Below are 22,631 nucleotides of genomic sequence, written 5' to 3' on the forward strand. Positions count from 1 at the left end.
TCGGGCATGGGTCGGAGGTGAACGGTCATGTACGCACCGGAGCGGCAGCAGGAGATCCTCCGGCTCGCCCGGGACGGCGGCCGGGTGGACGTGGTGTCGCTGGCCGAGGAGTTCCAGGTGACGGCGGAGACCATCCGCCGCGACCTCAAGGCGCTCGACCGCGCGGGACTGCTCCGCCGGGTGCACGGTGGCGCGATCCCGGCCGGCCGGCTCGACTTCGAACCGGACCTCGCCGAGCGCGAGTCCACGGCCGCCGACGAGAAGGACCGCATCGCCAGGGCCGCCCTCGCGGAACTGCCGGCCGAGGGCACGCTGATCCTCGACGCCGGTTCCACGGTGGCCCGCATGGCCGCGGCGATCCCGCCGGAGGCCTCGCTGACCGTGGTCACCCACAGCCTGCCCATCGCGGCCCGCCTCGCCGACCACCCCGGCATCCAGCTCCACCTCGTCGGAGGGCGGGTGCGGCACCGTACGCGCGCCGCGGTGGACGCCTGGGCGCTGCGCGCGTACGGCGAGATCCGCGCCGACATGGCCGTGGTGGCGGCCAACGGGTTCTCCGTGGAGCACGGACTGACCACCCCCGATCTCGCCGAGGCCGCCGTCAAGCGGGCCGCCCTGACCGCCGCCCGGCGCGTGGTGCTGCTCGCCGACTCCTCCAAGTACGCCCAGGAGCACTTCGCCCGTTTCGGCGCCCTCGGCGACGTGGACCTCCTGATCACCGACAAGGGACTCACCCCCGAGGACGCGGGCGACATCGAGCGCGCCGGCACGGAAGTAGTACGCGCATGATCCTGACCGTCACCCCCAACCCGTCGCTGGACCGCACCTACGAGGTGCCCTCCCTCGACCGCGGCGAGGTCGTCCGCGCCACCGGCGAGCGGGTCGACCCCGGCGGCAAGGGCGTGAACGTCTCGCGCGCGGTGACCGCCGCCGGACGGCGCACCGTCGCGGTGCTGCCGCTGGGCGGAGCGCCGGGCGCCCTCGTCGCCGACCTGCTCGACGCGCAGGGCATCGAGGTCGCGCCGGTGCCGATCACCGGACCCACCCGCTCCAACATCGCGCTCGCCGAGGCCGACGGCGTCCTGACGAAGATCAACGCACCGGGCCCCGAACTCACCCCGGCCGAACGGGAACTGCTCCTGGAGACCGTGCGCCGCCAGTCGCCCGGCGCGGACTGGATCGCCTGCTGCGGCAGCCTGCCCCGCGGCCTGGCCCCGTCCTGGTACGCCGACCTGGTCGCCCGCGCGCACGCCGCCGGGGTCCGCATCGCGCTGGACACCTCCGGACCGGCCCTGCTGCGGGCGCTGCGCGAGCGGCCCGACGTGGTCAAGCCGAACGCCGAGGAGCTGGCCGAGGCCGTCGGGCGTCCGCTGGCCACGGTCGGCGACGCCGTGAAGGCCGCCGAGGAACTGCGCGAGCTGGGCGCCAGGGCCGTGCTCGCCAGCCTGGGCGCCGACGGGCAGCTGCTCGTGGACGACGCGGGCACCTGGTTCGGCACCGCCCGCGTGGACGCCGTACGCAGCAACGTCGGCGCCGGGGACTCCTCCCTCGCCGGTTTCCTCGTCGCCGGCGGGACCGGTCCCGGCGCCCTCGCCGCCGCCGTCGCGCACGGCGCCGCCGCCGTCCAGCTGCCCGGCAGCGTGATGCCGACGCCGCACGACCTGGACCCGGCCGCCGTGACGGTCACGGCCGAGGTGCCCGTGGACCGCGTACTGGGGGAGCCGGTGCCATGACTCCCCGCACCGCCCGATGCCTCCTCCCCGGGGCCGTCCCCAGCCCCCACCGCTGTGCCCCTGTCCCCCTCCCCGCCCCCGCCCCTCACCCCACGTTCCGGGCGATACGCGAGCTAAGGAGCCCGCGATGAGCGACATGATCACCGCGGATCTGGTCGATCTCGACCTGTCCGCCGACACCAAGCAAGCGGCGGCGCGCGCCCTCGCGGAGCGGATGGTCGCCCTGGGCCGGGTGACCGACCTGGAGGGCTTCCTCGCCGACGTGGCCGCCCGCGAGGCGCAGATGCCGACCGGCCTCGACGGCGGCATCGGCATCCCGCACTGCCGCAGCGAGCACGTCACCGAGCCGACGCTCGCCTTCGGGCGCAGCACGGCCGGTGTCGACTTCGGGGCGGCGGACGGACCGGCCGACCTGATCTTCCTCATCGCCGCTCCGGCGGGCGCCGACGACGCCCACCTGACGATCCTGTCCTCGCTGGCCCGGCAGCTGATGAACGCCGGGTTCACCGACGCGCTGCGCTCGGTGGGCGACGCGGCGGGCGCCGCGGCACTCATCCGCGGGGAGGAGCCGACACCGGCCGAGGACACCGGGGCGGTCTCGGCGGCGGCCTCCGCCGAGACCGCCCCGGGCAGCACCAGCGAGGACGGCGGCGGGCCCGAGCGCCCCTTCCGCATCGTCGCCGTCACCTCCTGCCCCACCGGCATCGCGCACACCTACATGGCGGCCGAGTCACTGGAGAACGCGGGCCGCGAGGAGGGCGTCGAGGTCGTCGTCGAGACGCAGGGCTCGGCCGGCTTCACCCGGCTCGACCCGGCGGTGATCGCGGCGGCGGACGGCGTGATCTTCGCCCACGACGTCGCCGTGCGCGAGAAGGACCGCTTCGCCGGGAAGCCCACCGTCGACACCGGCGTCAAGGCCGCCATCAACCGGCCGGGCGAACTGATCGGCGAGGTCCGCGACAAGGCGGCCCGCGGCGAGGTCACCTCCGCCTCCCCGGGCGCGACGCCCGTCGAGCGCGGCGGCGAGTCCGGCGAGGGCTACGGCACCAAGCTCCGCAAGTGGCTGATGTCCGGCGTCAGTTACATGGTCCCGTTCGTCGCCGCGGGCGGCCTGCTGATCGCCCTGGGCTTCGCGATCGGCGGCTACGAGATCAACAAGGCGCCCTCCGTGATGGACCACTTCGTGTGGACCCAGGCGGACAGCTGGGCGGCGCTGCTGTTCCAGATCGGCGGCGTGGCCTTCGCCTTCCTGGTCCCGGTGCTGGCCGGCTACATCGCCTACGGCATGGCCGACCGGCCCGGCCTGGTCCCCGGCTTCGTCGGCGGCTCGATCGCGCTGACCATCAACGCCGGCTTCCTCGGCGGTCTGGCGGCCGGTCTGATCTCCGGCGCGGTGGTGCTGGCGATCCAGCGGGTACCGATACCGAAGGCGTTGCGCGGCATCATGCCGGTGGTGGTGATCCCGCTCGTCTCGGCGGCGGTCGTCGGGTTCCTGATGTTCGTCGTGATCGGTAAGCCCATCGCGTCCGCGCAGTCGGGCATGACCGACTGGCTGAACGGCCTGTCCGGGGCCAACGCGGTCCTGCTCGGCGCGCTGCTCGGCCTGATGATGTGCTTCGACCTCGGCGGCCCGGTCAACAAGGTCGCCTACACCTTCGCCACCGCGGGCATCGCGGTCGCCAGCCCCAGCGACTCGGCGATGAAGATCATGGCGGCGGTGATGGCGGCCGGCATGGTCCCGCCGCTGGCGATGGCCCTGGCCACCACCGTGCGCGGCCGGCTCTTCAACGCCGCCGAGCGCGAGAACGGCAAGGCCGCCTGGGTCCTGGGCGCCTCCTTCATCTCCGAGGGCGCGATCCCGTTCGCCGCGGCCGACCCGCTGCGCGTCATCCCGTCCTCGATGGTGGGCGGCGCGGTCACCGGCGCCCTGTCGATGGCCTTCGGTGCGACGCTGCGCGCCCCGCACGGCGGCATCTTCGTGGTCCCGCTGATCGGCAACCCGCTGCTCTACCTGGTCGCCGTCGCGGCCGGGGTCTGCGTCACCGCGGCTCTGGTGATCGTCCTCAAGGGGCTGCGCAAGGCGGCGCCGGGAGCGGCGGCCCAGGGATCCGGCGGGGGCGCGGGCCCGTCGTCCCCGACGCCGGGCGCGAAGCAGGCGGTGGCCGCGTAGGGCAGGACTCGACGGGCCGGCGGAGCGGGGCGCGCTACGGGGAGACCTGGGCCGCGCGCCGCTCCATCGCCCGGCGGGCGGTGTCCTCGCTGTCGTAGACCTCGCACATGTGGCGCCCGTCCGGGGTGGCCGTGTGCTCGACCTCCCACAGGGAGACCTCCACGCCGTCGCGCAGCAGGAACGCGTGCTCGTAGAGCGAGAAACCGACCCGGGCCCGGCCCGCGCGGCCGGGACCGCCGAAGGCCTGGGTGATCTGGTGCCCGCACGCCGACGACAGCCGGTCGGCGAGCTCGGCGTCCGGACGGTCCGCGTTCTCCGCGCGGCGCAGCAGCCTGCGGGCGTGGTCCGCGGAGGCGTCGGGGACGTAGGCGTGGCGGGGGGCCGGGACGGGCGACAACTGCACCTGCACCGGCAGTTCGAAGTCGGGGGCCTCGGGCGACAGGGCCAGCCGGGAACCCGCGGCGCGCAGCTCCTCCTCGTCCAGGTAGACCTCGTGCTGCGGCTCGCTGCCCGGGGCGGTGTTGCGGACCAGCTCCCACAGCGTGAGCGCCGAACCGTCGGCGAGCAGCCAGGTGTGCCGGTACGTCTCGCGGTGCAGTCCCGCGCTGTGGTGCGCGGAGTGCAGCGAAGCGTCGTGCGCCAGCGCGCAGTCCAGCCGCCGTATGGTCTCCTCGGGCAGCTCGAAGGAGTTCAGGGCGCGACCCAGCAGTCGCATGAGGTGCTCCTCCGGAGACTCGGGCGACTCGGGTGGTTCGTACGCTGCCGTCTCGTACGGAACGCTCAAGGTTTCTCCCGGCGTTGCTGCATGTCACCTTGTGGGTGCATACCGTAGCCCCTCGGTCGGACATCATGTCCGGGAACCGAGAAAACGTACGCACGAAAAACGCGGGGACCGCGCGAAAAGTTTCCGCGCGGCCCGACGAACCGTCAAAATTCCCTGCTCACGAGCCCATCAGGCCGCGCTTTGGGCGGTCCACTCGCTCCAGGGCATGTTCCAGCCGTTGAGCCCGTTGTCCGGTGCGACCGTGTCGTCCGGGGAGTTCTTGACGACGACGACGTCCCCGATCAGCGAGTTGTCGTAGAACCACTTGCCCGGGGTGTCGCCCTGCGCGCCCTGCGCGTCCGCCAGTCCGACACAGCCGTGACTGGTGCCCTGGGCGCCGAAGGGCGGGTTGCCGCGGTTGTACCAGTAGTTGCCGTGGATGAAGGTGCCCGACTGGCTCAGCCGCATCGCGTGCGGCACGTCCGGGATGTCGTACTCGCCGCCGAACCCGACCGTCGACCCGTTCATGCGCGTCTGCTCGGACTTCTCCGAGATCACCATCTGCCCGTTGTACGTCGGGTTCGCGGCGCTGCCCGCGGAGATCGGGACGGACTTGAGCGTCTTGCCGTCGCGCACCACCGTCATGGTCTGCGTGTTCGCGTCCACCGTGGAGACCTGCGCGCGGCCCACGGTGAAGGTCACGGTCTTCTTCTGCACGCCGTAGAGGCCGTTCGCACCCTCCACCCCGTCCAGGTCGATCTTCATCGTGACCTTGGAACCGGCCTTCCAGTACTCCTCGGGCCGGAAGTCGAGCCGCTGCGCGCCGAACCAGTGCCCGACCACCTCCTGCCCGCTGCTGGAGGTGACCGAGATGTGCGACTGCACGCCCTTCTGGTCGGTGATCGCCTTGTCGAACGTGAACGACACCGGCATCCCCACCCCGACCGTGCTGCCGCCGTCCGGGGTGTACGTGCCGACGAAGCTGTTGTCCGAGGAGACGGTCGTGAAGACCGAGTCGGCGGCGGCCGTGCGGCCGTTCGCGTCCTTCGCCCGTGCCGTGATCCGGTACTTCGTGCCCCGCTCCAGCTGCTCCTTCGGCTTCCAGCTGCCGCCGTCGCCGGACACCGCGCCGGGTACGGCGGCACCGCTCTCCGCCACGGTCATCCTCACGTCGGTCAGCCTGCCGTCGCTGACCTTCACCCCGGTCGAGTTGATCGAGGCGCCGGTCGACCCGTCCTTCGCCGAGATCACGAGCTTGGCGACCGAGGTGTCGGCGGACCCGGCGCCGCCCTTGCCGTCCTGCTGGTCGTCGGCACTGGCGCTCCCGCCGCAGGCGGTGAGGGTGAGGGCGCCGACCACCAGGGCGGCACACGCCCCCAGTACGCGCCGCGTGGCTATGTCCGACGTTGTCACGGGCTGCTCCAGGTTCGGGTGTTGTGCGATGTTCGCTTCAGCCGTGTAGAGGGGCCCGGCGGCCCGTGAGGTTCCCACCGGCCGCCGCGAACGCCGTCACGTGACAAAACCCGGACAATCGCAACACGGACGGGTCAACCGCCCCGGGGCAACGGCCCGTTCAGACCTCCCGGCCTCCCGGCCCGCCCTAAAGCTCGCCGTACAGCTCGCCGTACGACGGCCACGCCCCGCCCGGGCCGTCCACCGGCTCGGCGGCCCGGACCGCGCGCACGATCGCCCGCGTCACCATGTCCGCGCCCGCCGCCAGCACCTCGTTCAGCGCGAGCGGCTGCCCGGCGTCGAGCGGGCGCCCGCCGGTCGCCAGGGCGAACACCGTGTCCCCGTCGCTGAGCAGATGCACGGGCCGTACGGCACGCGCGATCCCGTCGTGCGCGGTGCCGGCCAGCTTCTGCGCCTGCGCCTTGGACAGAGCGGCGTCGGTGGCGACCACGGCGAGCGTGGTGTTCAGCGGCGGCGGCGCGTTCCCCGCCGCGACCTCGGCCAGCCGCCGCCCCGCGGCCTCGTGGACCCCCGGCGCCGGGTACTCCACCCGCCCGCCCCGGAACAACTCCCCGTACAGCACCCCCGTTTCCGGATCCGTCACCGACCCCGCCGCGTTGGCCACCACCAGCGCCGCCACGGTGATCCCCGAGTCCAGCACGGTGCTCGCGGTGCCCACCCCGCCCTTCAGCGTGCCGACCACGGCACCCGTGCCGGCCCCGACACACCCCTCGGCCACCGCGGCGCCCGACGTGCTCGCGTGCGCCGCCTCCACCGCCGCGTACCCGGTGGCCGCGTCCGGTCTGGCCCGGAAGTCACCCCCGCGTCCCAGGTCGAAGACGCAGGCCGCGGGTACCACCGGCACCACGTGTGCCGGATCGGGGCCGACCCGCACGCCTCGCCCCCGCTCCTCCAGCCAGGCCATCACGCCGGAGGCCGCGTCCAGCCCGTAGGCGCTGCCGCCGGTCAGCACCACCGCCTGGACCTTCTGCACCAGGTTGCGCGGATCGAGGGCGTCGGTCTCCTTGGTGCCGGGGCCGCCGCCGCGCACGTCCACACCGGCGACCGCCCCGCCCTCCGGCGCGAGCACCACCGTGGTCCCCGTGAGCCACCCGTCCCCGGTGCGGGTCGCGTGCCCCACCAGCAGACCGGCGACGTCCGTCAATGCGTCAACTGTCATACGGCCAGTCTCGACCAGCCACCCGCGGCGGCGCGGGAACCGGCGGGAGGCGGCGAGAAGGGGCGGGAGGCGGCGAGAAGGGGCGGGAGGCGGCGGTGCTTCAGGCGGCCGGTGCCGCCGCGCGCCGCTCCCGCTCGGTGCGCCGCGCGGTCAGCGCCACCCCGGCCGCCACGGTCAGCGCCAGGACGATTCCCGCCACGAGCACCGCCTCGGCGCCGAGGAAGGTGCAGCCGAGCACCAGGAGCGCGCCCGTCGGCAGCACGAGCTGCTCGGCGACGCCCACCTTGAAGTGCCGCGCGTGCAGGGCCCACACCGTGAGCAGGAACACCGACGTGGGCAGGGTCACCGCGGCGGACGCCGCCACCGCGGAGATGTGTGCCTTGCCCACGGCCTGCTCCACCGCCACCTCCAGTCCCGCCCCGATCGCCGCCGCCGAGGCGAACACGAGGTAGTGGCCGTAACCCCACAGGAAGGACTGTCTGCTGGACCGCAGATAACTGTGCACGGGCACCACGAAGTAGATCCACCAGGCCGCGAAGACGATCAGCAGTCCGCCGGCCGCGATCGGGAGGACCTCGTTCAGCGCGTCGTTCTCCTCGATGCCCGACTTCACCGCGACCGTGGCCGCGGCGATGGTCTCGCCGAGCACGATGATCGTGAGCAGCCCGTACCGCTCGGCGATGTGGTGCGGGTGCCAGGACGACGGGTGCTTGCGCTCGGCGTACGCCGGCACGCACAGCTCCAGCACCACCATCACCAGGAACAGCCAGCCGCGGTCGTCCTCAGGCAGGAAGAGAATCCCCAGCCAGCCGATCTGACACAGGAGCACGCCGACCGAGTAGCTCCGGGCCATGGTGCTCTCCGGCGGCGCGGCCGACCGGCCCGCCCTGAGCCACTGCGCCGCCATGGCGACCCGCATGATCAGGTAGCCGATGACGACGGCCACCCAGTCGTGGTCCTCGAAGGCCCGGGAGATCCCGGCCGCCAGGACCAGCACACCGGCGATCTGGACCAGCGTGACGACCCGGTAGAGGACGTCGTCGTTGTCGTAGGCGGAGGCGAACCAGGTGAAGTTCATCCACGCCCACCAGATGGCGAAGAAGACCATCGCGTAGTTGAGGACGCCCTCGCCGGCATGTCCCTCGGCGACGGCGTGCACCAGCTGGACGCCCGCCTGGGCGATGGCGACGACGAAGCACAGGTCGAAGAAGAGCTCCAGCGGCGTGGCGGCGCGGTGCGTTTCGTGCCGGTGGCGGGCCTTCAGGCGACGCACCGGAGGGTGGCCGTCGGGCGGCGGCCCGGCGGGCGCGCTTGCGGAGGAGGGACTGGACATCATGGCTCCCAGCACAGCAGAGACGGCGCGGACGTACTTGCGGACCACCCCGTCCGCCGGGGCGAGCGGGGCGCAGGGGGCGTCGTCCACGGGGCGAGCCGTACCCTGGACGCATGAGTACCACCCCCGAACCCGAGTCCGGCGCGCCCCGGCCCGCGCTGGTCTTCGACGACCCGCTGGACCAGCAGAGCTCGGACGACACCGACCGCGGCTGGGGCGAGCGGCCCGAGGGTGACAGCGCGGCCGACCTGAAGCGCTTCCTCGACGAGAAGCCGCCCCACCACCTGTGAGCCGCCCGGGCCCGGACCGCCCGCGCTAAGAGCGGTCGTGCCCCGAACCGCGCTGTGCGATCAGGGCGTCGCGGATCTCCTTGAGCACCTCCAGCTCGGAGACCTCGATGACCTCCTCGGCGCTCTCCTTCGCCCTGCGGCGGGCCTCCTGCCGGGCCAGGTACTTCGACATGGGCAGCACCATCAGGAAGTAGACGACGGCCGCCGTGATCAGGAACGTGAGGGTGGCGCCCAGCACCGAGCCCCAGAGGATGCGCACGCCCGTGGCGCTGTCGCCGGTCCCGGTGCACGGGCCCTTCAGACAGGAGCTGTAGCTGTCCAGGCTCTTCGTGCCGAATGCCCCGACCAGGGGGTTGATGACCCCGTCCACCACCGAGTTGACGATCTTGGTGAAGGCGGCGCCGATGACGACCGCCACCGCCAGGTCGATGACGTTTCCGCGCATCAGGAAGGCCTTGAAGCCCTGCCAGACGCTCGGCTCGTTCTTCTCGCTCACGGTGGGAGCACTCCTCGCTTGAACAGGTGTAGGAACCAAACGCTCCGCAACCTACGACAGCCTTGGGCCGTCCTGTCCAATCCGATCCCACGAACGAGGGACTTGACGGGCTCAGCACAGGGCCACCGCCAACCGCTCCGTGGTACCCGCGCCGACCAGCCGGTGGGCGGTGGCGCGCGGCACCGAGACGACGACCAGCGCCCCGCCCGCCGCCGCATCCGCCACGGGCTCCGGCACCTTCGTCACCCGCACACCGCGCGCGATCACCGAGGCGTCATCCGCCCCGCCGTCCCCGGTCGCCACGACGTCGACCCGGTCGCCAGGCCTGAGCAGCCGCACCGTGGCCGCGTCGGCGATGCGCACCGGCGCCGCCACGAACCGGGTGGCCGGCCGCTCGGCCACCGGATCGGCCACCGGGTGTCCGCGTGCCCGACGCGTGTCCTGCCCGCCGGCCCCCGGATGCGGGCCCGCCGCCACCAGCGCGGCGGCGGTGACCGCGAGCCCGGCGGCCAGGGCGCGCCGCCGGTGCCGTACGAGCCGGTGCAGCCCGCCGCGCACCCGCACCGGGGCGAACTGCGGCACCTCGCAGGTGGGCGGCGCATCGGTGCCGGGCGGAAGCGGGAACGGCAACGGGAACGAGGGAGGGGAAGAGGAAGGGGAGGGCAGGGCGGGACGGAACACGGGGACCACCACCTGTGACGAGGGACCGGCTTGCGCTCCCACGATGAGGCTTGTCGCCGCGTCCCGCCGAAGCCCGTGGACCACGGACCGGCTGTGGACAACTCCCTCACCGGAACGTGGTGTTCCCCCGTCTTGCGGCCCTCCGTACCCCTACGGCAGCGCGATCCCCGGATCCATCCCGCCCAGCGCCGCACGGCAGGGGCAGTCCCGCTCCCCGGTCGCCGGCAGCGCGGCCACCGCGTCGAACAGGACGCCCCGCAGCCGGTCCACGTTCGCCGCGAACACCCGCAGCACCTCCTCGTGCGAGACGCCCTCGCCGCTCTCCGCGCCGGCGTCGAGGTCGGTCACGAGGGTCAGCGAGGTGTAGCAGAGCTCCAGCTCACGGGCGAGGGCCGCCTCCGGGTGGCCGGTCATCCCCACCACCGACCAGCCCTGCGCCCGGTGCCACAGGGACTCCGCACGGGTCCCGAAACGGGGCCCCTCGACCACGACCAGGGTGCCGCCGTCCACCGGTTCCCAGTCCCGCCCCCGGGCCGCCTTCAGCGCGGCGGCCCGTCCGGTGGGGCAGTACGGGTCGGCCAGCGACACGTGCACCACGTTGGGCACCGTGCCGTCGGGTGTCGGCAGCCCGTCGAAGTAGGTCGACGGGCGGGACTTGGTGCGGTCGACGAACTGGTCCGGCACCAACAGCGTGCCCGGCCCGTACTCGGGGCGCAGGCCGCCGACCGCACAGGGGCCGAAGATCTGGCGTGCGCCCACCGAACGCAGCGCCCACAGGTTGGCGCGGTAGTTGATCCGGTGCGGCGGCAGATGGTGACCGCGACCGTGCCGGGGGAGGAAGGCGACCCGCCGGCCGGCCACCTCACCGAGGAAGAGGGAGTCGCTGGGCGGCCCGTACGGGGTGTCCACCCGGACCTCGGTCACGTCGTCGAGGAACGAGTAGAAACCCGAGCCCCCGATCACGCCGATCTCGACCCGCTCGTTCTGGGCCTGCCCGTTCCCGGCCTTCACCTTGTTCGCCATGCCCGCACCCTAACCGCCCCGCTCAACGCCGAGGACCCCGTCGTCGGCCGACGACAGGGTCTCGTAAGAAGTGGGTCCCGCGCGACGGTGGGAGCCGGGTGCTACGCGGCGGTGCTGCCCGCGGAGGAGCTGCCGGAGCCCGACGACGAACCGGATCCGGAGGAGGACGCCGAGGACGACGAGGACGAACCCGAGTCCGAGGACGACGACGAAGCCGAGGACGAGGCCGCCTTCGAGGACGACGACGCCGGCGAGCTGCTCGACGAGCTGCCGCGGCTGTCGTTGCGGTAGAAGCCGGAGCCCTTGAAGACGATGCCGACCGCCGAGAACACCTTCTTCAGGCGGCCCTGGCAGTTCGGGCACTCGGTAAGAGCGTCGTCGGTGAACTTCTGCACCGCCTCGAGGCCCTCGCCGCACTCGGTGCACTGGTACTGGTACGTCGGCACTGTCTTCCTCCTGGCACTCTCACTCGATGAGTGCTAACGACGGTCCATAGTGACCTATTCCGCGGGATCAGTCCACTGTGGCGGGCGCGCGGTGACCGACACCACGTGCGACCGTACGGCCGGGGGACCGGGTCGCCAGCCGCGAGCGCAGCGCCACCAGGACCGCCAGCGCGAGGACCGTGCCGCCCATCGGCACCAGGAACCCGGCGCCCTCCCGGAAGCGGTCCTCCAGCTGTCCCGCGACGGTCACGGCCGCCGCCTGGCCCAGCGCGACGGCGCCGGTCAGCCAGGTGAAGGCCTCGGTGCGGGCACCGGCCGGGACCAGGCCCTCGACCAGGGTGTAGCCGGTGACGATGGCGGGCGCGACACACATGCCGACCAGCAGGCCGAGGCCCGCCAGTACGAGCACCGAGTGCGCGGCCCACAGGCCGGACGCGGTCAGCGCGAGGGCGGCGTAGCCGACCAGGAGGCGCCGCTGCGGGGCCACCTTCCAGGCGATGGCGCCGCAGGCCAGGCCGGAGATCATGTTGCCCGCCGCGAAGACGCCGTACAGGACGCCGTTGAGACCGGGCTCGCCGATGGACTCGGTGAACGCGGCCAGCGACACCTGCATGCCGCCGAAGACGGAACCGATGCCCAGGAAGGCGACGATCAGCACCCGCACGCCGGGGACCCGCAGCGCGGAAACGTGCTCCACGCGCGCGTGCCCGCCGTCGGCGTCGCCGGCCTTCGGCTCGGTGCTCTTCTGCGCGGCGAACAGCAGACCGCCCACCAGGGTGAGCGCGGCCTCCGTGACCAGGCCCGCGGCCGGGTCGACGGCCGTGCACAGCGCGGTCGCCACCAGCGGGCCGAGGACGAAGGTCAGCTCGTCGGTGACGGACTCGAAGGCGGCCGCCGTGCTCATCAGGGGGGAGTCCTTGAGCCTCACGGCCCAGCGGGCCCGCACCATGGGCCCGACCTGCGGCACCGAGGCGCCGGTGGGCACCGCCGCCAGGAACAGCGCCCACAGGGGCGCGTCCGCGAGCGCGAGGACGGTCAGGGTCAGCCCGGACGCCGCGTGCACGAGCACGCCGGGCAGCAGCACGGCGCGCTGCCCGTAGCGGTCGGCGAGCCGGCCGCTGTACGGGGCGAACACGGCCATGGAGACGCCGGTGACGGCCGCGGCGGCGCCCGCGACGCCGTAGGAGCCGGTGGTGTGCTGCACCAGCAGCACGATGGAGAGCGTGAGCATGGCGAACGGCTGGCGTGCCGCGAAGCCGGGGAGCAGGAACGTCCAGGCGCCGCGGGTGCGCAGGAGCTGCCCGTATCCCGGACGGGTGACCGTGGATGCCACGGCCCGTGCCTTTCTGCTGACTGGTAGCGCGGTCCCGCCGCCTCGTGGTGGTCGTCGTGCGGGAGCGCCGAGAGCTGTCCACTTGCGCGGACTGCGGTAGATGCCGGAGCCCGCGTGGATGAGGGGGCGATCCGACCGCCATACGGTCGCGCCAGCTCTGCTTCAGACAGAGGTGGTTCGATCAGGTGCGGCCTTCATCGTACAGGGGGCGGGAGGGGGGCGGCCTGTGAAAGGGAGCACCCCTCGTACGCTCACCTGCGATTGCCGCGGGCGTCCTCGGTGCCCCCGGTGCCCAGCCAGCCGGCCAGCTTGCCGCCGTGGCCGACCGCGCGCAGCCGTGCCTCGGCCGCGTCCCGCACCGGGTCCGTGGCGACCACCAGGAGTTCGTCGCCGCGGCGCAGCCCCGTGGTCGGCAGCGGTACGAAGGACGTCCCGTCGCGGACGACCAGCGTGACGGCGGCCCCGGTGGGCAGCCGCAGCTCGTTGACCTCGACGCCGTGCATCCTGGAACCCTCGGGGATCGTCACGGACAGCAGATGCCCGCGCAGCCGTTCCAGGGGTGCCGACTCGATGCCGAGGTCGGCCGCCTCGTCGCCCTTGCCCAGGCGCAGCTTGCGGGCCAGCCACGGCAGCGTCGGGCCCTGCACCAGGGTGTAGACGACGACCAGCACGAAGACGATGTTGAAGATGCGGTGGCTGCCCGCGACGCCCTCCACCATGGGGATCGTCGCCAGGATGATGGGCACCGCGCCGCGCAGCCCCGCCCAGGACATCAGGGCCTGCTCCTGCCACGGCACCCGGAAGGGCACCAGGCACAGCACGACGCTCAGCGGGCGCGCCACCATGGTGAGCACCAGCCCGATGACCAGGGCGGGCAGGATGTCGTCGCCCAGTTCGTGCGGGGTCACCAGCAGGCCCAGCAGGACGAACATGCCGATCTGGGCGAGCCAGCCGAGTCCGTCGGCGAAGCCCCGGGTGGCGGGCCAGTGCGGCAGCCGCGCGTTGCCCATGACCATCGAGGCGAGGTAGACGGCCAGGAAGCCGCTGCCGTGGGCCATCGCACCGGCCGCGTAGGCGGCGATGGCGATCGACATGACGGCGATGGGGTAGAGGCCGGAGGCGGGCAGTGCCACGTGCTTCAGCCCCCACGACCCGAGCCAGCCGACCGCGAGTCCGATGGCCGCGCCGATGGCCAGCTCCAGGGCGATCTCGCCGATGAGTACGTACCAGTGCTCGATCGGCCCCGCCGTGGAGAAGGCGACCACGAGGATGACCACCGGGGCGTCGTTGAAGCCGGACTCGGCCTCCAGCGTGCCCGTTATCCGCTTGGGCAGCGGAATCCGGCGCAGCACGGAGAAGACGGCCGCGGCGTCCGTGGAGGAGACCACGGCCCCGACGATCAGTGCCTGCCGCCACTCCAGCCCGGTGAGGTAGTGCGCGCCCGCCGCGGTCACGCCGACACTCACCGCGACACCGCCCAGCGCCAGCGCGGAGGCGGCCGGGAGCGCCGGTTTCGCCTCCTTCCACTTCGTGCCGAGTCCGCCCTCGGCCAGGATCACGACGAGGGCCCCGTAGCCGATGACCTGGACCAGTTCGGCGTTGTCGAACTTGATGTCGCCGATGCCGTCCTGGCCCATGGCGACGCCGATGGCCAGGTAGACGAGCAGGCTGGGGAGCCCGCTGCGCGAGGAGATCCGGACCGCCGCCACGGCGATGAGCAGGACGAGCGAGCAGACGAGCAGGAGCTGGTTGAGGTGGTGGACAGTCAGCGGCCGTTCCCTTTCCCTGGCGCACCGCATGGATCACAGCGCGGGCGAGCGCGCCCGCTCGGCGCGCGAGGCGTGCACCGGTGGTGCACCGGCGCACCACCCCATGGCACACGAATCCGCCATGCTCTGCGGGCAACTACTTCGTTACCTTACCTAACTCTTGACGCTTTCTTGACGCTCGGCTTGGCAAGATCGAACGCCCGTGCGTCCGCGTACCCGACTCCGCGTCAAGGTGGAGCCGGGCCTGCGCCTACAGTTGCTCCAGCGTTCGGCGTTCAGCGCTCGGCGCTCCGTACGAAGCACAGCCCGCCCCTGCCGCTCGTGTTAGGACAGCAAGGACAGCGATGCCCCCCACCACCACCGCCTCCACGGGTCAGCAGTCCGGCACGTCCGGCAGGAAGAAGGGGCGCAAGGGGCGCAAGGGCCGCAAGGGCCGCTTGCTCGTCCTCGTGCTGGTCCTGGCCCTCATCGGCGGCCTCGCCTACGGGGCGTACTGGTCGATCAGCACCGTCCGCGCGTCCTTCCCGCAGACCAAGGGCTCGATCACGCTGGACGGCCTGTCGGGCCCGGTCGACGTCAAGCGCGACGGGTACGGCATCCCTCAGGTCTACGCCTCCACCGAGGAGGACCTGTTCATGGCGCAGGGCTACGTCCAGGCGCAGGACCGGTTCTACGAGATGGACGTCCGCCGGCACATGACCGCCGGGCGTCTGTCGGAGATGTTCGGCAAGAGCCAGATCGACAACGACGAGTTCCTGCGCACCCTGGGCTGGCACCGGGTGGCGAAGAAGGAGTACGACGAGAAGCTCTCGGACTCCACGAAGAAGTACCTCCAGGCGTACTCCAAGGGCGTCAACGCCTACCTGAAGGGCAAGGACGGCGCGGACATCTCCCTGGAGTACGCCGCCCTCGGCTTCACCAACGACTACAAGCCCCAGGAGTGGACCCCGGTCGACTCGGTGGCCTGGCTGAAGGCGATGGCCTGGGACCTGCGCGGCAACATGCAGGACGAGGTCGACCGCGCGCTGATGACCAGCCGCCTCGGCCCCAAGCAGATCGCCGACCTCTACCCGGCCTACCCGTACGAGCGCAACAAGGCGATCGTCCAGGAGGGCCAGTACGACGAGCTGACCGAGACGTTCGACGGCGGCGGTACGTCGGGCGGCGACGAGAGCGACGGCACGGGCACGGGGACCGGCAGCGGCACCGGCACCGGTACGGGGACCGGTTCCGGCAGCGCCCTGGAGGGCCAACTGGCCGGGCTCCAGAACGTCCTGGACAACGTCCCCACCGCCGTCGGCGTGAACGGCAACGGCATCGGCTCCAACTCGTGGGTCGTCTCCGGCAAGCACACCATCACCGGCAAGCCCCTGCTGGCCAACGACCCGCACCTGTCGCCGTCCCTGCCGTCCGTCTGGTACCAGATGGGCCTGCACTGCCGCACCGTCTCCGACAAGTGCCGGTACGACGTCGCCGGCTACACCTTCGCGGGCATGCCCGGCGTGGTCGTCGGCCACAACCGGGAGATCGCCTGGGGCCTGACCAACTCCGGCGCCGACGTCACCGACCTCTACCTGGAGAAGATCACCGGCGAGGGCTACCAGTACGACGGCAAGGTGGTCCCCTTCGAGACGCGCGAGGAGACCATCAAGGTCGCCGGCGGCGACTCGAAGAAGATCGTCGTCCGCGAGACGAACAACGGCCCCCTGCTCTCCGACCGCGACGACGAGCTGGTGAAGACCGGCAAGAAGGCCTCCGTCGAGACCGCCGCCCCCGACCGCGGCGACGGGTACGGCGTGGCGCTGCGCTGGACCGCGCTCGAGGCGGGCACCAGCATGGACGCCGTCTTCGCGATCGACCGGGCGCAGAACTGGGACGACTTCCGCGAGGCCGCCACCCTGTTCGACGTGCCCTCGCAGAACCTGGTCTACGCCGACGAAGAGCACATCGGCTACACGCTGCCGGGCCGGATCCCGGTGCGCGCCGAGGGCCACGACGGCTCCGTCCCGGCGCCGGGCTGGGACCCGAAGTTCCGCTGGACCGGCCAGTACATCGACCAGGACGAGCTGCCCTACGAGTACGACCCGGAGCGCGGCTACATCGTGACCGCCAACCAGGCCGTCGTCGACGCGGACAAGTACCCGTACACGCTCACCACGGACTGGGGCTACGGCGCCCGCAGCCAGCGCATCACCTCCCTGATCGAGCAGAAGATCAAGGACGGCGGCAAGATCTCCACCGACGACATGCGCCAGATGCAGCTGGACAACAGCAGCGAGATGGCCAAACTGCTCGTGCCCCAGCTGCTGAAGATCGACATCGCCGACAAGGACGTCCGCGAGGCGCAGAAGCTGCTGGAGGGCTGGGACTACACCCAGGACGCCGACTCGGCCGCCGCCGCCTACTTCAACGCGGTCTGGCGCAACATCCTCAAGCTCGCCTTCGGCAACAAGCTGCCCAAGGAGCTGCGGGTCGAGGGCCAGTGCCTGTGGGTGGACCCGGTCAACACCACCGGACCCGCGGACGAGACCAACAAGGTCCGCGAGTGCGGCCAGCGCGACGCGGACCAGGCGCAGCCGGACGGCGGCGACCGCTGGTTCGAGGTGGTCCGCACGCTGATGGAGAAGCCGAAGAGCGACTGGTGGACGACGCCGGCCAACGGCACCCGCAAGGGCGCCGACCACAACCGCGACGACCTGTTCAAGCGCGCCATGACCGACGCCCGCTGGGAGCTGACCGCCAAGCTCGGCAAGGACATCGACACCTGGAACTGGGGCCGGCTGCACCGCCTGTTCCTGAAGAACCAGACCCTGGGCACCGAGGGCCCCGGCTTCCTGAAGTACGCCCTCAACCGCGGCCCCTGGAAGCTCAGCGGCGGCGAGGCGGCGGTCAACGCCTCCGGCTGGAACGCGGCCGGCGGCTACGGGGTGATCTGGGTGCCGTCCATGCGGATGGTGGTCAACCTCGGCGACCTCGACAAGTCCCGCTGGATCAACCTCACCGGTGCCTCCGGGCACGCCTACAGCGCCCACTACACCGACCAGACCGACAAGTGGGCGAACGGCGAGCTGCTGCCGTGGTCCTTCTCGAAGAAGGCCGTCGACGAGAGCACGAGCGACACGCTGGTCCTCAAGCCGTAGCCGGACCCGCCCCCGCCGACGAACGGCAGAACGGCCTCCACGCACGCGTGGAGGCCGTTCTGCCGTCGGCACCCGTGTGTGTCCGGGCGTCAGCGGAACCTGCGCACCCCCGACGGCGTCACCACCGCGTCCACCGGCCGGTCGTGGGGCTCCGCGGGGACGTGCGCGACGACCTCCCGGTCGTAGAGCAGCACCAGCAGCGCGGGGCGCGCGCCCGCCGCATCCAGCCGGGCCAGCACCCGGTCGTACGAGCCGCCCCCGCGCCCCAGGCGCAGACCGCGGCCGTCCACCGCGACCCCCGGCAGCAGCACGACGTCCGCCCGCGTCACCGCCTCCGGCCCCAGCCGCTCACCGGCGGGCTCGAACAGCTCCATCCGCCCGCCGTGGCGCACGCGCGCGAGGGAGTCCTTCCCGCTGTACTCGCCCCAGTCCAGGTCGTTGTCCGGCAGCAGCGCGGGCAGCAGCACGCGCACCCCCCGCGCGCGCAGCGCGTCCAGGAGCGCGAGGGTGCCCGGCTCGGCGCCCACGGAGACGTACGCCGCCACCGCGCGCGCCCCCGCGACCTCCGGCAGCCCAAGTGCCCGCCGGGCCAGCGCGTCCGCGGATTCCCGCACGTCATCCGGCGTCATCCGGGTGCGCGCCGCGAGCAGGTCCCGCCGCAGGAGGCGCTTGCCGGGTTCGTCCGCAGGGTCGTTGTGAGGCAATGGTCACTCCCGTACCACTCTGATCTGCTCATATGAGCGCGGAGGCTGAGGCGACACAGATTCTCCCAATAGGCACCGGATATGGTGGCGCGCATGACTCAGTCCCACCCCAGGATCAGCAAGGCTGTCATCCCAGCAGCCGGTCTCGGTACCCGGTTCCTGCCGGCCACCAAGGCCACTCCCAAGGAGATGCTGCCGGTCGTCGACAAGCCGGCGATCCAGTACGTGGTCGAAGAGGCCGTCACCGCCGGCCTTGGCGACGTCCTCATGGTCACCGGCCGCAACAAGCGCCCGCTCGAGGACCACTTCGACCGCAATTACGAACTGGAGTCCGCCCTCCAGAAGAAGGGCGACGCGAGCCGCCTGGCCAAGGTCCAGGAATCCAGCGACCTCGCGATGATGCACTACGTCCGCCAGGGCGACCCCAAGGGCCTCGGTCACGCCGTGCTGTGCGCCGCCCCGCACGTCGGCCACGAGCCCTTCGCGGTCCTGCTCGGCGACGACCTGATCGACCCGCGCGACCCCCTGCTCCAGCGCATGATCGACGTCCAGGAGCAGTACGGCGGCAGCGTGATCGCCCTCATGGAGGTCGCGCCGGAGCAGATCCACCTCTACGGGTGCGCGGCCGTGGAGAGCACCGCGGACAGCGACGTGGTCAAGGTCGGCGGGCTGGTCGAGAAGCCGGACCCGGCCGACGCCCCGTCCAACTACGCCATCATCGGCCGCTACGTCCTCGACCCGCACGTCTTCGACATACTCCGCAAGACCGAGCCCGGTCGCGGCGGCGAGATCCAGCTGACCGACGCCCTCCAGCAGCTCGCCGAGGACGAGTCCGTCGGCGGCCCGGTGCACGGCGTCGTCTTCAAGGGCCGCCGCTATGACACCGGCGACCGTGGCGACTACCTGCGTGCCATTGTCCGACTCGCATGCGAACGTGAAGATCTGGGCCCGGACTTCCGGACCTGGCTTCGCAGTTACGTAGCCGAGGAGATGCAGGGACGTTGAGCAGCAGCGCGCACCGTGACACCGGCCACGACCACGCCGCCGCGGGCCCCGGCCCGGACCGGCTGTGGTCGGTGCAGGACCACCTGGACGACGTCCTCGCCACCGTCCGCCCCCTGGACCCCATCGAGCTGAACCTGCTCGACGCCCAGGGCTGCGTGCTGGTCGACGACATCACGGTGCCGCTGTCCCTGCCGCCGTTCGACAACAGCTCCATGGACGGCTACGCGGTGCGGGTCACCGACGTCGCGGGGGCCAGCGAGGAGTTCCCCGCCGTCCTGGACGTCGTCGGGGACGTCGCCGCCGGCCAGGCCGAGGCTCCGTCCGTCGGCCCCGGCCAGGCCGCCCGCATCATGACCGGCGCCCCGCTGCCGCCCGGCGCCGAGGCCGTCGTGCCCGTGGAGTGGACCGACGGAGGGCTCGGCGAGGGCCCGGTGGCCGGGATGCGCGCCCGCAGTCTGGCCCCCGAGGGTGCCGAGGGCCACGTCCACGTGTACCGGCCGGCCGAGGAGCGCGCGCACGTACGGGCCAAGGGCAGCGACGTCCGCTCCGGCGACCGCGCCCTGGCGGCGGGCACCGTCCTCGGCCCGCCGCAGATCGGCCTGCTCGCCGCGATCGGCCGGGGCACGGTACGGGTGCGCCCGCGCCCGCGCGTGGTGGTGCTCTCCACCGGCAGCGAACTCGTCCAGCCCGACGAACAGCTGGCGGCCGGTCAGATCTACGACTCCAACAGCTTCGCCCTCACCGCGGCCGCCCGCGACGCCGGAGCCATCGCCTACCGCGTGGGCGCGGTCGCCGACGACGCCGAGACCCTGCGGTCCACCATCGAGGACCAACTGGTGCGCGCCGACCTGATGGTCACCACCGGCGGCGTGAGCGTCGGGGCGTACGACGTGGTCAAGGAGGCGCTGGCACACGTCGGCGACGAGGACGAGCCGGGCGGCGGCGTGGACTTCCGCAAGCTCGCCATGCAGCCCGGCAAGCCCCAGGGCTTCGGCTCCATCGGCCCCGACCACACCCCGCTGCTCGCCCTGCCCGGCAACCCGGTGTCGTCGTACGTCTCCTTCGAGCTGTTCGTGCGCCCCGCGATCCGCACCCTCATGGGGCTGCCCGACGTGCACCGTCCGACGGTCACCGCGTCCCTGGCCGCGGACAAGGCGCTGACCTCGCCGAAGGGCCGACGGCAGTTCCTGCGGGGCAACCACGCCGACGGAGCGGTCACCCCGGTCGGCGGCTCCGGCTCGCATCTCGTGGCCGCCCTCGCGCAGGCGAACGCGCTGATCGTCGTCCCCGAGGACACCGAATCCGTCGAGCCCGGCACCGACGTCGAGGTGGTCCTGCTCGGCTGAGCGGGGCCCGATGGCGGTACCGTGTCGCGCACAGCAGGCCCACGCGCCGCACCGCGCCGGGCCAGGACCGGGAGCGCCACACAAGAATGAGTACGCAGGACCGACCGCCGAGCAGCGGACAGGACCCGCAGGGCCGGCTGACGCACATCGACGAGGCGGGCGCCGCCCGGATGGTCGACGTGTCCGGCAAGGACGTGACCGCCCGCACCGCCCGCGCCAGTGGACGCGTCCTCGTCGCGCCCCGCGTGGTCGAGCTGCTGCGCGGCGAGGGCGTACCCAAGGGCGACGCGCTGGCCACCGCCCGGATCGCGGGCATCATGGGCGCCAAGCGCACCCCCGACCTGATCCCCTTGTGCCACCCGTTGTCGGTCTCCGGTGTGAAACTGGACCTGTCGGTCGCGGACGACGCCGTGGAGATCACCGCCACGGTGCGGACGACGGATCGCACGGGCGTCGAGATGGAGGCGCTCACCGCGGTCTCCGTCGCCGCGCTCACCGTGGTCGACATGGTCAAGGCGGTCGACAAGGGAGCGGTCATCACGGACGTGCGGGTGGAGCAGAAGACGGGCGGCAAGTCCGGCGACTGGAACCGGTCATGACGCCGGACACCGGCGCGGGAGGACCCCTCCTGGGGCCGTACGCCGCCCTGGTCGTCACGGCCTCCAACCGGGCCGCCGCCGGTGTCTACGAGGACAAGGGCGGACCCCTGATCGCCGAGGGGCTGCGCCGCTTCGGCTTCGACGTCGACGGCCCCCGGGTCGTCCCCGACGGCGACCCCGTGGAGGCCGCCCTGCGTTCGGGCGTCGAAGCGGGCTACGCCGTGATCGTCACCACCGGCGGCACCGGCATCTCGCCGACCGACCGCACCCCCGAGGCGACCCGGGCGGTGATCGACCACGAGGTCCCGGGCATCGCCGAGGCGATCCGGGCGTACGGCCGGGACAAGGTGCCCACCGCGGCGCTCTCCAGGGGACTGGCCGGCGTGGCGAACGGCACGCTGATCGTCAACCTGCCCGGCTCCTCCGGCGGGGTGAAGGACGGTCTCGCGGTGCTGGAGCCGCTGCTGAAGCACGCCGTGGACCAGATCCGCGGCGGCGACCACCCGAGACCCGCCAGCGGTGGGGGTGCGAGCTGAACGGCCCGTCCTGGCCCGCCGAGCTGACGGACGGCGACATCGTCCTGAGGCCGATAAGGCTGCGCGACCAGCGGACCTGGCGCGAGGTCAACCGGCGCAACCGGGACTGGCTGCGCCCGTGGGAGGCCACCATCCCGCCGCCCGGGCCCGGCGGCCCGATCGCGCACCGGCCGACCTACCGGCAGATGGTGCGGCACCTGAGGTCCGAGGCCCACGCGGGCCGGATGCTGCCGTTCGTCATCGAGTACCAGGGGCGGCTGGTCGGCCAGTTGACGGTGGCCGGCATCACCTGGGGCTCGATGTGCTCCGGACACGTCGGTTACTGGGTGGACGAGGCGGTGGCCGGCCGCGGGGTGATGCCGACGGCCGTGGCGATGGCCGTGGACCACTGTTTCCGCACCGTCGGACTGCACCGCGTCGAGGTCTGCATTCGCCCCGAGAACGCGCCCAGCCGCCGGGTCGTGGAGAAACTCGGATTCCGCGAGGAGGGTCTCAGGCCGCGATATCTGCACATCGACGGAGCCTGGCGGGACCATCTCGTCTTCGCGCTCACCGCGGACGAGGTTCCCGAAGGCCTGCTGCGGCGATGGCACCGGTCACGGCACCGCAGTACCCCCAACGCCGAGAATTGA

21 protein-coding genes are annotated in these 22,631 nt (G+C 72.5%); 10 read left to right on the forward strand and 11 right to left on the reverse strand.

The genetic code is table 11. The features are described from left to right. The first annotated feature begins 27 nt into the window (after positions 1 to 27). The 3 genes from ACZ7MF_RS38440 to ACZ7MF_RS38450 all read left to right on the forward strand — a co-directional run bounded on the left by ACZ7MF_RS38440 (position 28) and on the right by ACZ7MF_RS38450 (position 3,903). Positions 28 to 789 carry a DeoR/GlpR family DNA-binding transcription regulator gene (locus tag ACZ7MF_RS38440; RefSeq protein WP_356859155.1) on the forward strand — a complete coding sequence of 254 codons (762 nt, stop codon included), beginning with the start codon at positions 28 to 30 and terminating at the stop codon, positions 787 to 789. After that, entirely contained in the window at positions 786 to 1,733 is a 948-nt protein-coding gene (pfkB, locus tag ACZ7MF_RS38445) for a 1-phosphofructokinase (protein WP_471482793.1), read from the forward strand. Before ACZ7MF_RS38440 ends, pfkB begins: the two co-directional genes overlap by 4 nt. Positions 1,734 to 1,860: 127 nt before the next feature. Then, entirely contained in the window at positions 1,861 to 3,903 is a 2,043-nt protein-coding gene (locus ACZ7MF_RS38450) for a PTS fructose transporter subunit IIABC (protein ID WP_471482794.1), read from the forward strand. 34 nt (positions 3,904 to 3,937) lie between these two features. On the opposite strand, the gene ACZ7MF_RS38455 is transcribed toward ACZ7MF_RS38450, so the two are convergent. The 4 genes from ACZ7MF_RS38455 to ACZ7MF_RS38470 form a co-directional block, all read right to left on the reverse strand. Continuing rightward, positions 3,938 to 4,687 (reverse strand): DUF6227 family protein, encoded by a 750-nt coding sequence (locus ACZ7MF_RS38455; protein WP_471482796.1) that lies wholly within the window; start codon positions 4,685 to 4,687, stop codon positions 3,938 to 3,940. A gap of 168 nt (positions 4,688 to 4,855) precedes the next feature. Further along, positions 4,856 to 6,079 carry a L,D-transpeptidase gene (locus ACZ7MF_RS38460; RefSeq protein WP_471482797.1) on the reverse strand — a complete coding sequence of 408 codons (1,224 nt, stop codon included), beginning with the start codon at positions 6,077 to 6,079 and terminating at the stop codon, positions 4,856 to 4,858. 187 nt (positions 6,080 to 6,266) lie between these two features. Next, positions 6,267 to 7,298 carry a P1 family peptidase gene (locus ACZ7MF_RS38465; RefSeq protein ID WP_471482798.1) on the reverse strand — a complete coding sequence of 344 codons (1,032 nt, stop codon included), beginning with the start codon at positions 7,296 to 7,298 and terminating at the stop codon, positions 6,267 to 6,269. Between the two features lie 100 nt (positions 7,299 to 7,398). Next, positions 7,399 to 8,631, reverse strand: coding sequence for a low temperature requirement protein A (locus tag ACZ7MF_RS38470; RefSeq protein WP_471483025.1), 1,233 nt, complete (start codon positions 8,629 to 8,631; stop codon positions 7,399 to 7,401). Between the two features lie 113 nt (positions 8,632 to 8,744). On the opposite strand from ACZ7MF_RS38470, the gene ACZ7MF_RS38475 reads away from it, so the two are divergent. Beyond that, positions 8,745 to 8,921, forward strand: a complete 177-nt coding sequence (locus ACZ7MF_RS38475; protein WP_115742585.1) for a hypothetical protein — start codon at positions 8,745 to 8,747, stop codon at positions 8,919 to 8,921. A 25-nt stretch (positions 8,922 to 8,946) separates the two neighbouring features. Here the strand turns inward: ACZ7MF_RS38475 and mscL are convergent, their stop codons facing one another. From mscL to ACZ7MF_RS38505, 6 genes are all read right to left on the reverse strand, one after another. Continuing rightward, complete coding sequence (gene mscL, locus ACZ7MF_RS38480; protein ID WP_356859169.1) at positions 8,947 to 9,417, reverse strand: large conductance mechanosensitive channel protein MscL; 471 nt, start codon at positions 9,415 to 9,417, stop codon at positions 8,947 to 8,949. A 111-nt stretch (positions 9,418 to 9,528) separates the two neighbouring features. Continuing rightward, positions 9,529 to 10,047, reverse strand: coding sequence for a hypothetical protein (locus ACZ7MF_RS38485; protein ID WP_471482799.1), 519 nt, complete (start codon positions 10,045 to 10,047; stop codon positions 9,529 to 9,531). A gap of 201 nt (positions 10,048 to 10,248) precedes the next feature. Beyond that, positions 10,249 to 11,121 carry an S-methyl-5'-thioadenosine phosphorylase gene (locus ACZ7MF_RS38490; RefSeq protein ID WP_471482801.1) on the reverse strand — a complete coding sequence of 291 codons (873 nt, stop codon included), beginning with the start codon at positions 11,119 to 11,121 and terminating at the stop codon, positions 10,249 to 10,251. A 101-nt stretch (positions 11,122 to 11,222) separates the two neighbouring features. After that, complete coding sequence (locus tag ACZ7MF_RS38495) at positions 11,223 to 11,567, reverse strand: FmdB family zinc ribbon protein (protein ID WP_159327081.1); 345 nt, start codon at positions 11,565 to 11,567, stop codon at positions 11,223 to 11,225. A 67-nt stretch (positions 11,568 to 11,634) separates the two neighbouring features. Next, on the reverse strand, positions 11,635 to 12,900 hold the full coding sequence (locus ACZ7MF_RS38500) for an MFS transporter (protein WP_471482802.1): 1,266 nt from the start codon (positions 12,898 to 12,900) through the stop codon (positions 11,635 to 11,637). Positions 12,901 to 13,151: 251 nt separating this feature from the next. Beyond that, positions 13,152 to 14,699 (reverse strand): potassium/proton antiporter, encoded by a 1,548-nt coding sequence (locus tag ACZ7MF_RS38505; protein ID WP_471482803.1) that lies wholly within the window; start codon positions 14,697 to 14,699, stop codon positions 13,152 to 13,154. A 314-nt stretch (positions 14,700 to 15,013) separates the two neighbouring features. Between ACZ7MF_RS38505 and ACZ7MF_RS38510 the strand changes: the two genes are divergently transcribed. Continuing rightward, positions 15,014 to 17,809, forward strand: a complete 2,796-nt coding sequence (locus ACZ7MF_RS38510; protein ID WP_471482805.1) for a penicillin acylase family protein — start codon at positions 15,014 to 15,016, stop codon at positions 17,807 to 17,809. A gap of 89 nt (positions 17,810 to 17,898) precedes the next feature. Here ACZ7MF_RS38510 and ACZ7MF_RS38515 read toward each other — a convergent pair whose 3' ends face one another. Beyond that, complete coding sequence (locus ACZ7MF_RS38515) at positions 17,899 to 18,513, reverse strand: 5-formyltetrahydrofolate cyclo-ligase (protein ID WP_471482806.1); 615 nt, start codon at positions 18,511 to 18,513, stop codon at positions 17,899 to 17,901. 93 nt (positions 18,514 to 18,606) lie between these two features. Here ACZ7MF_RS38515 and galU point away from each other — a divergent pair, with 93 nt between their 5' ends. From galU to ACZ7MF_RS38540, 5 genes are all read left to right on the forward strand, one after another. Then, positions 18,607 to 19,518, forward strand: a complete 912-nt coding sequence (gene galU, locus ACZ7MF_RS38520; RefSeq protein ID WP_003975635.1) for a UTP--glucose-1-phosphate uridylyltransferase GalU — start codon at positions 18,607 to 18,609, stop codon at positions 19,516 to 19,518. Further along, positions 19,515 to 20,864 carry a molybdotransferase-like divisome protein Glp gene (glp, locus tag ACZ7MF_RS38525; RefSeq protein ID WP_471482807.1) on the forward strand — a complete coding sequence of 450 codons (1,350 nt, stop codon included), beginning with the start codon at positions 19,515 to 19,517 and terminating at the stop codon, positions 20,862 to 20,864. The genes galU and glp overlap by 4 nt, the downstream gene beginning before the upstream one ends. Positions 20,865 to 20,950: 86 nt before the next feature. Next, the gene (gene moaC / locus ACZ7MF_RS38530) at positions 20,951 to 21,463 is read left to right on the forward strand and encodes a cyclic pyranopterin monophosphate synthase MoaC (protein WP_108990646.1); all 513 of its coding nucleotides are present in this window, start codon (positions 20,951 to 20,953) and stop codon (positions 21,461 to 21,463) included. Continuing rightward, complete coding sequence (locus ACZ7MF_RS38535; protein WP_471482809.1) at positions 21,460 to 21,999, forward strand: MogA/MoaB family molybdenum cofactor biosynthesis protein; 540 nt, start codon at positions 21,460 to 21,462, stop codon at positions 21,997 to 21,999. The genes moaC and ACZ7MF_RS38535 overlap by 4 nt, the downstream gene beginning before the upstream one ends. After that, positions 21,996 to 22,631 carry a GNAT family N-acetyltransferase gene (locus ACZ7MF_RS38540; protein WP_471483027.1) on the forward strand — a complete coding sequence of 212 codons (636 nt, stop codon included), beginning with the start codon at positions 21,996 to 21,998 and terminating at the stop codon, positions 22,629 to 22,631. The genes ACZ7MF_RS38535 and ACZ7MF_RS38540 overlap by 4 nt, the downstream gene beginning before the upstream one ends.

The organism is Streptomyces sp. NPDC111628 (assembly GCF_055635195.1).

Bases quoted from the DNA above. Each gene is read 5' to 3' on its own strand.
- ACZ7MF_RS38465 (WP_471482798.1), bottom strand. From the start codon at position 7,298: ATGACAGTTGACGCATTGACGGACGTCGCCGGTCTGCTGGTGGGGCAC.
- ACZ7MF_RS38490 (WP_471482801.1), bottom strand. From the start codon at position 11,121: ATGGCGAACAAGGTGAAGGCCGGGAACGGGCAGGCCCAGAACGAGCGG.
- ACZ7MF_RS38440 (WP_356859155.1), top strand. From the start codon at position 28: ATGTACGCACCGGAGCGGCAGCAGGAGATCCTCCGGCTCGCCCGGGAC.
- moaC (WP_108990646.1), top strand. From the start codon at position 20,951: ATGAGTACGCAGGACCGACCGCCGAGCAGCGGACAGGACCCGCAGGGC.
- galU (WP_003975635.1), top strand. From the start codon at position 18,607: ATGACTCAGTCCCACCCCAGGATCAGCAAGGCTGTCATCCCAGCAGCC.
- ACZ7MF_RS38510 (WP_471482805.1), top strand. From the start codon at position 15,014: ATGCCCCCCACCACCACCGCCTCCACGGGTCAGCAGTCCGGCACGTCC.
- ACZ7MF_RS38505 (WP_471482803.1), bottom strand. From the start codon at position 14,699: ATGCGGTGCGCCAGGGAAAGGGAACGGCCGCTGACTGTCCACCACCTC.
- ACZ7MF_RS38475 (WP_115742585.1), top strand. From the start codon at position 8,745: ATGAGTACCACCCCCGAACCCGAGTCCGGCGCGCCCCGGCCCGCGCTG.
- ACZ7MF_RS38450 (WP_471482794.1), top strand. From the start codon at position 1,861: ATGAGCGACATGATCACCGCGGATCTGGTCGATCTCGACCTGTCCGCC.
- pfkB (WP_471482793.1), top strand. From the start codon at position 786: ATGATCCTGACCGTCACCCCCAACCCGTCGCTGGACCGCACCTACGAG.
- ACZ7MF_RS38470 (WP_471483025.1), bottom strand. From the start codon at position 8,631: ATGTCCAGTCCCTCCTCCGCAAGCGCGCCCGCCGGGCCGCCGCCCGAC.
- ACZ7MF_RS38535 (WP_471482809.1), top strand. From the start codon at position 21,460: ATGACGCCGGACACCGGCGCGGGAGGACCCCTCCTGGGGCCGTACGCC.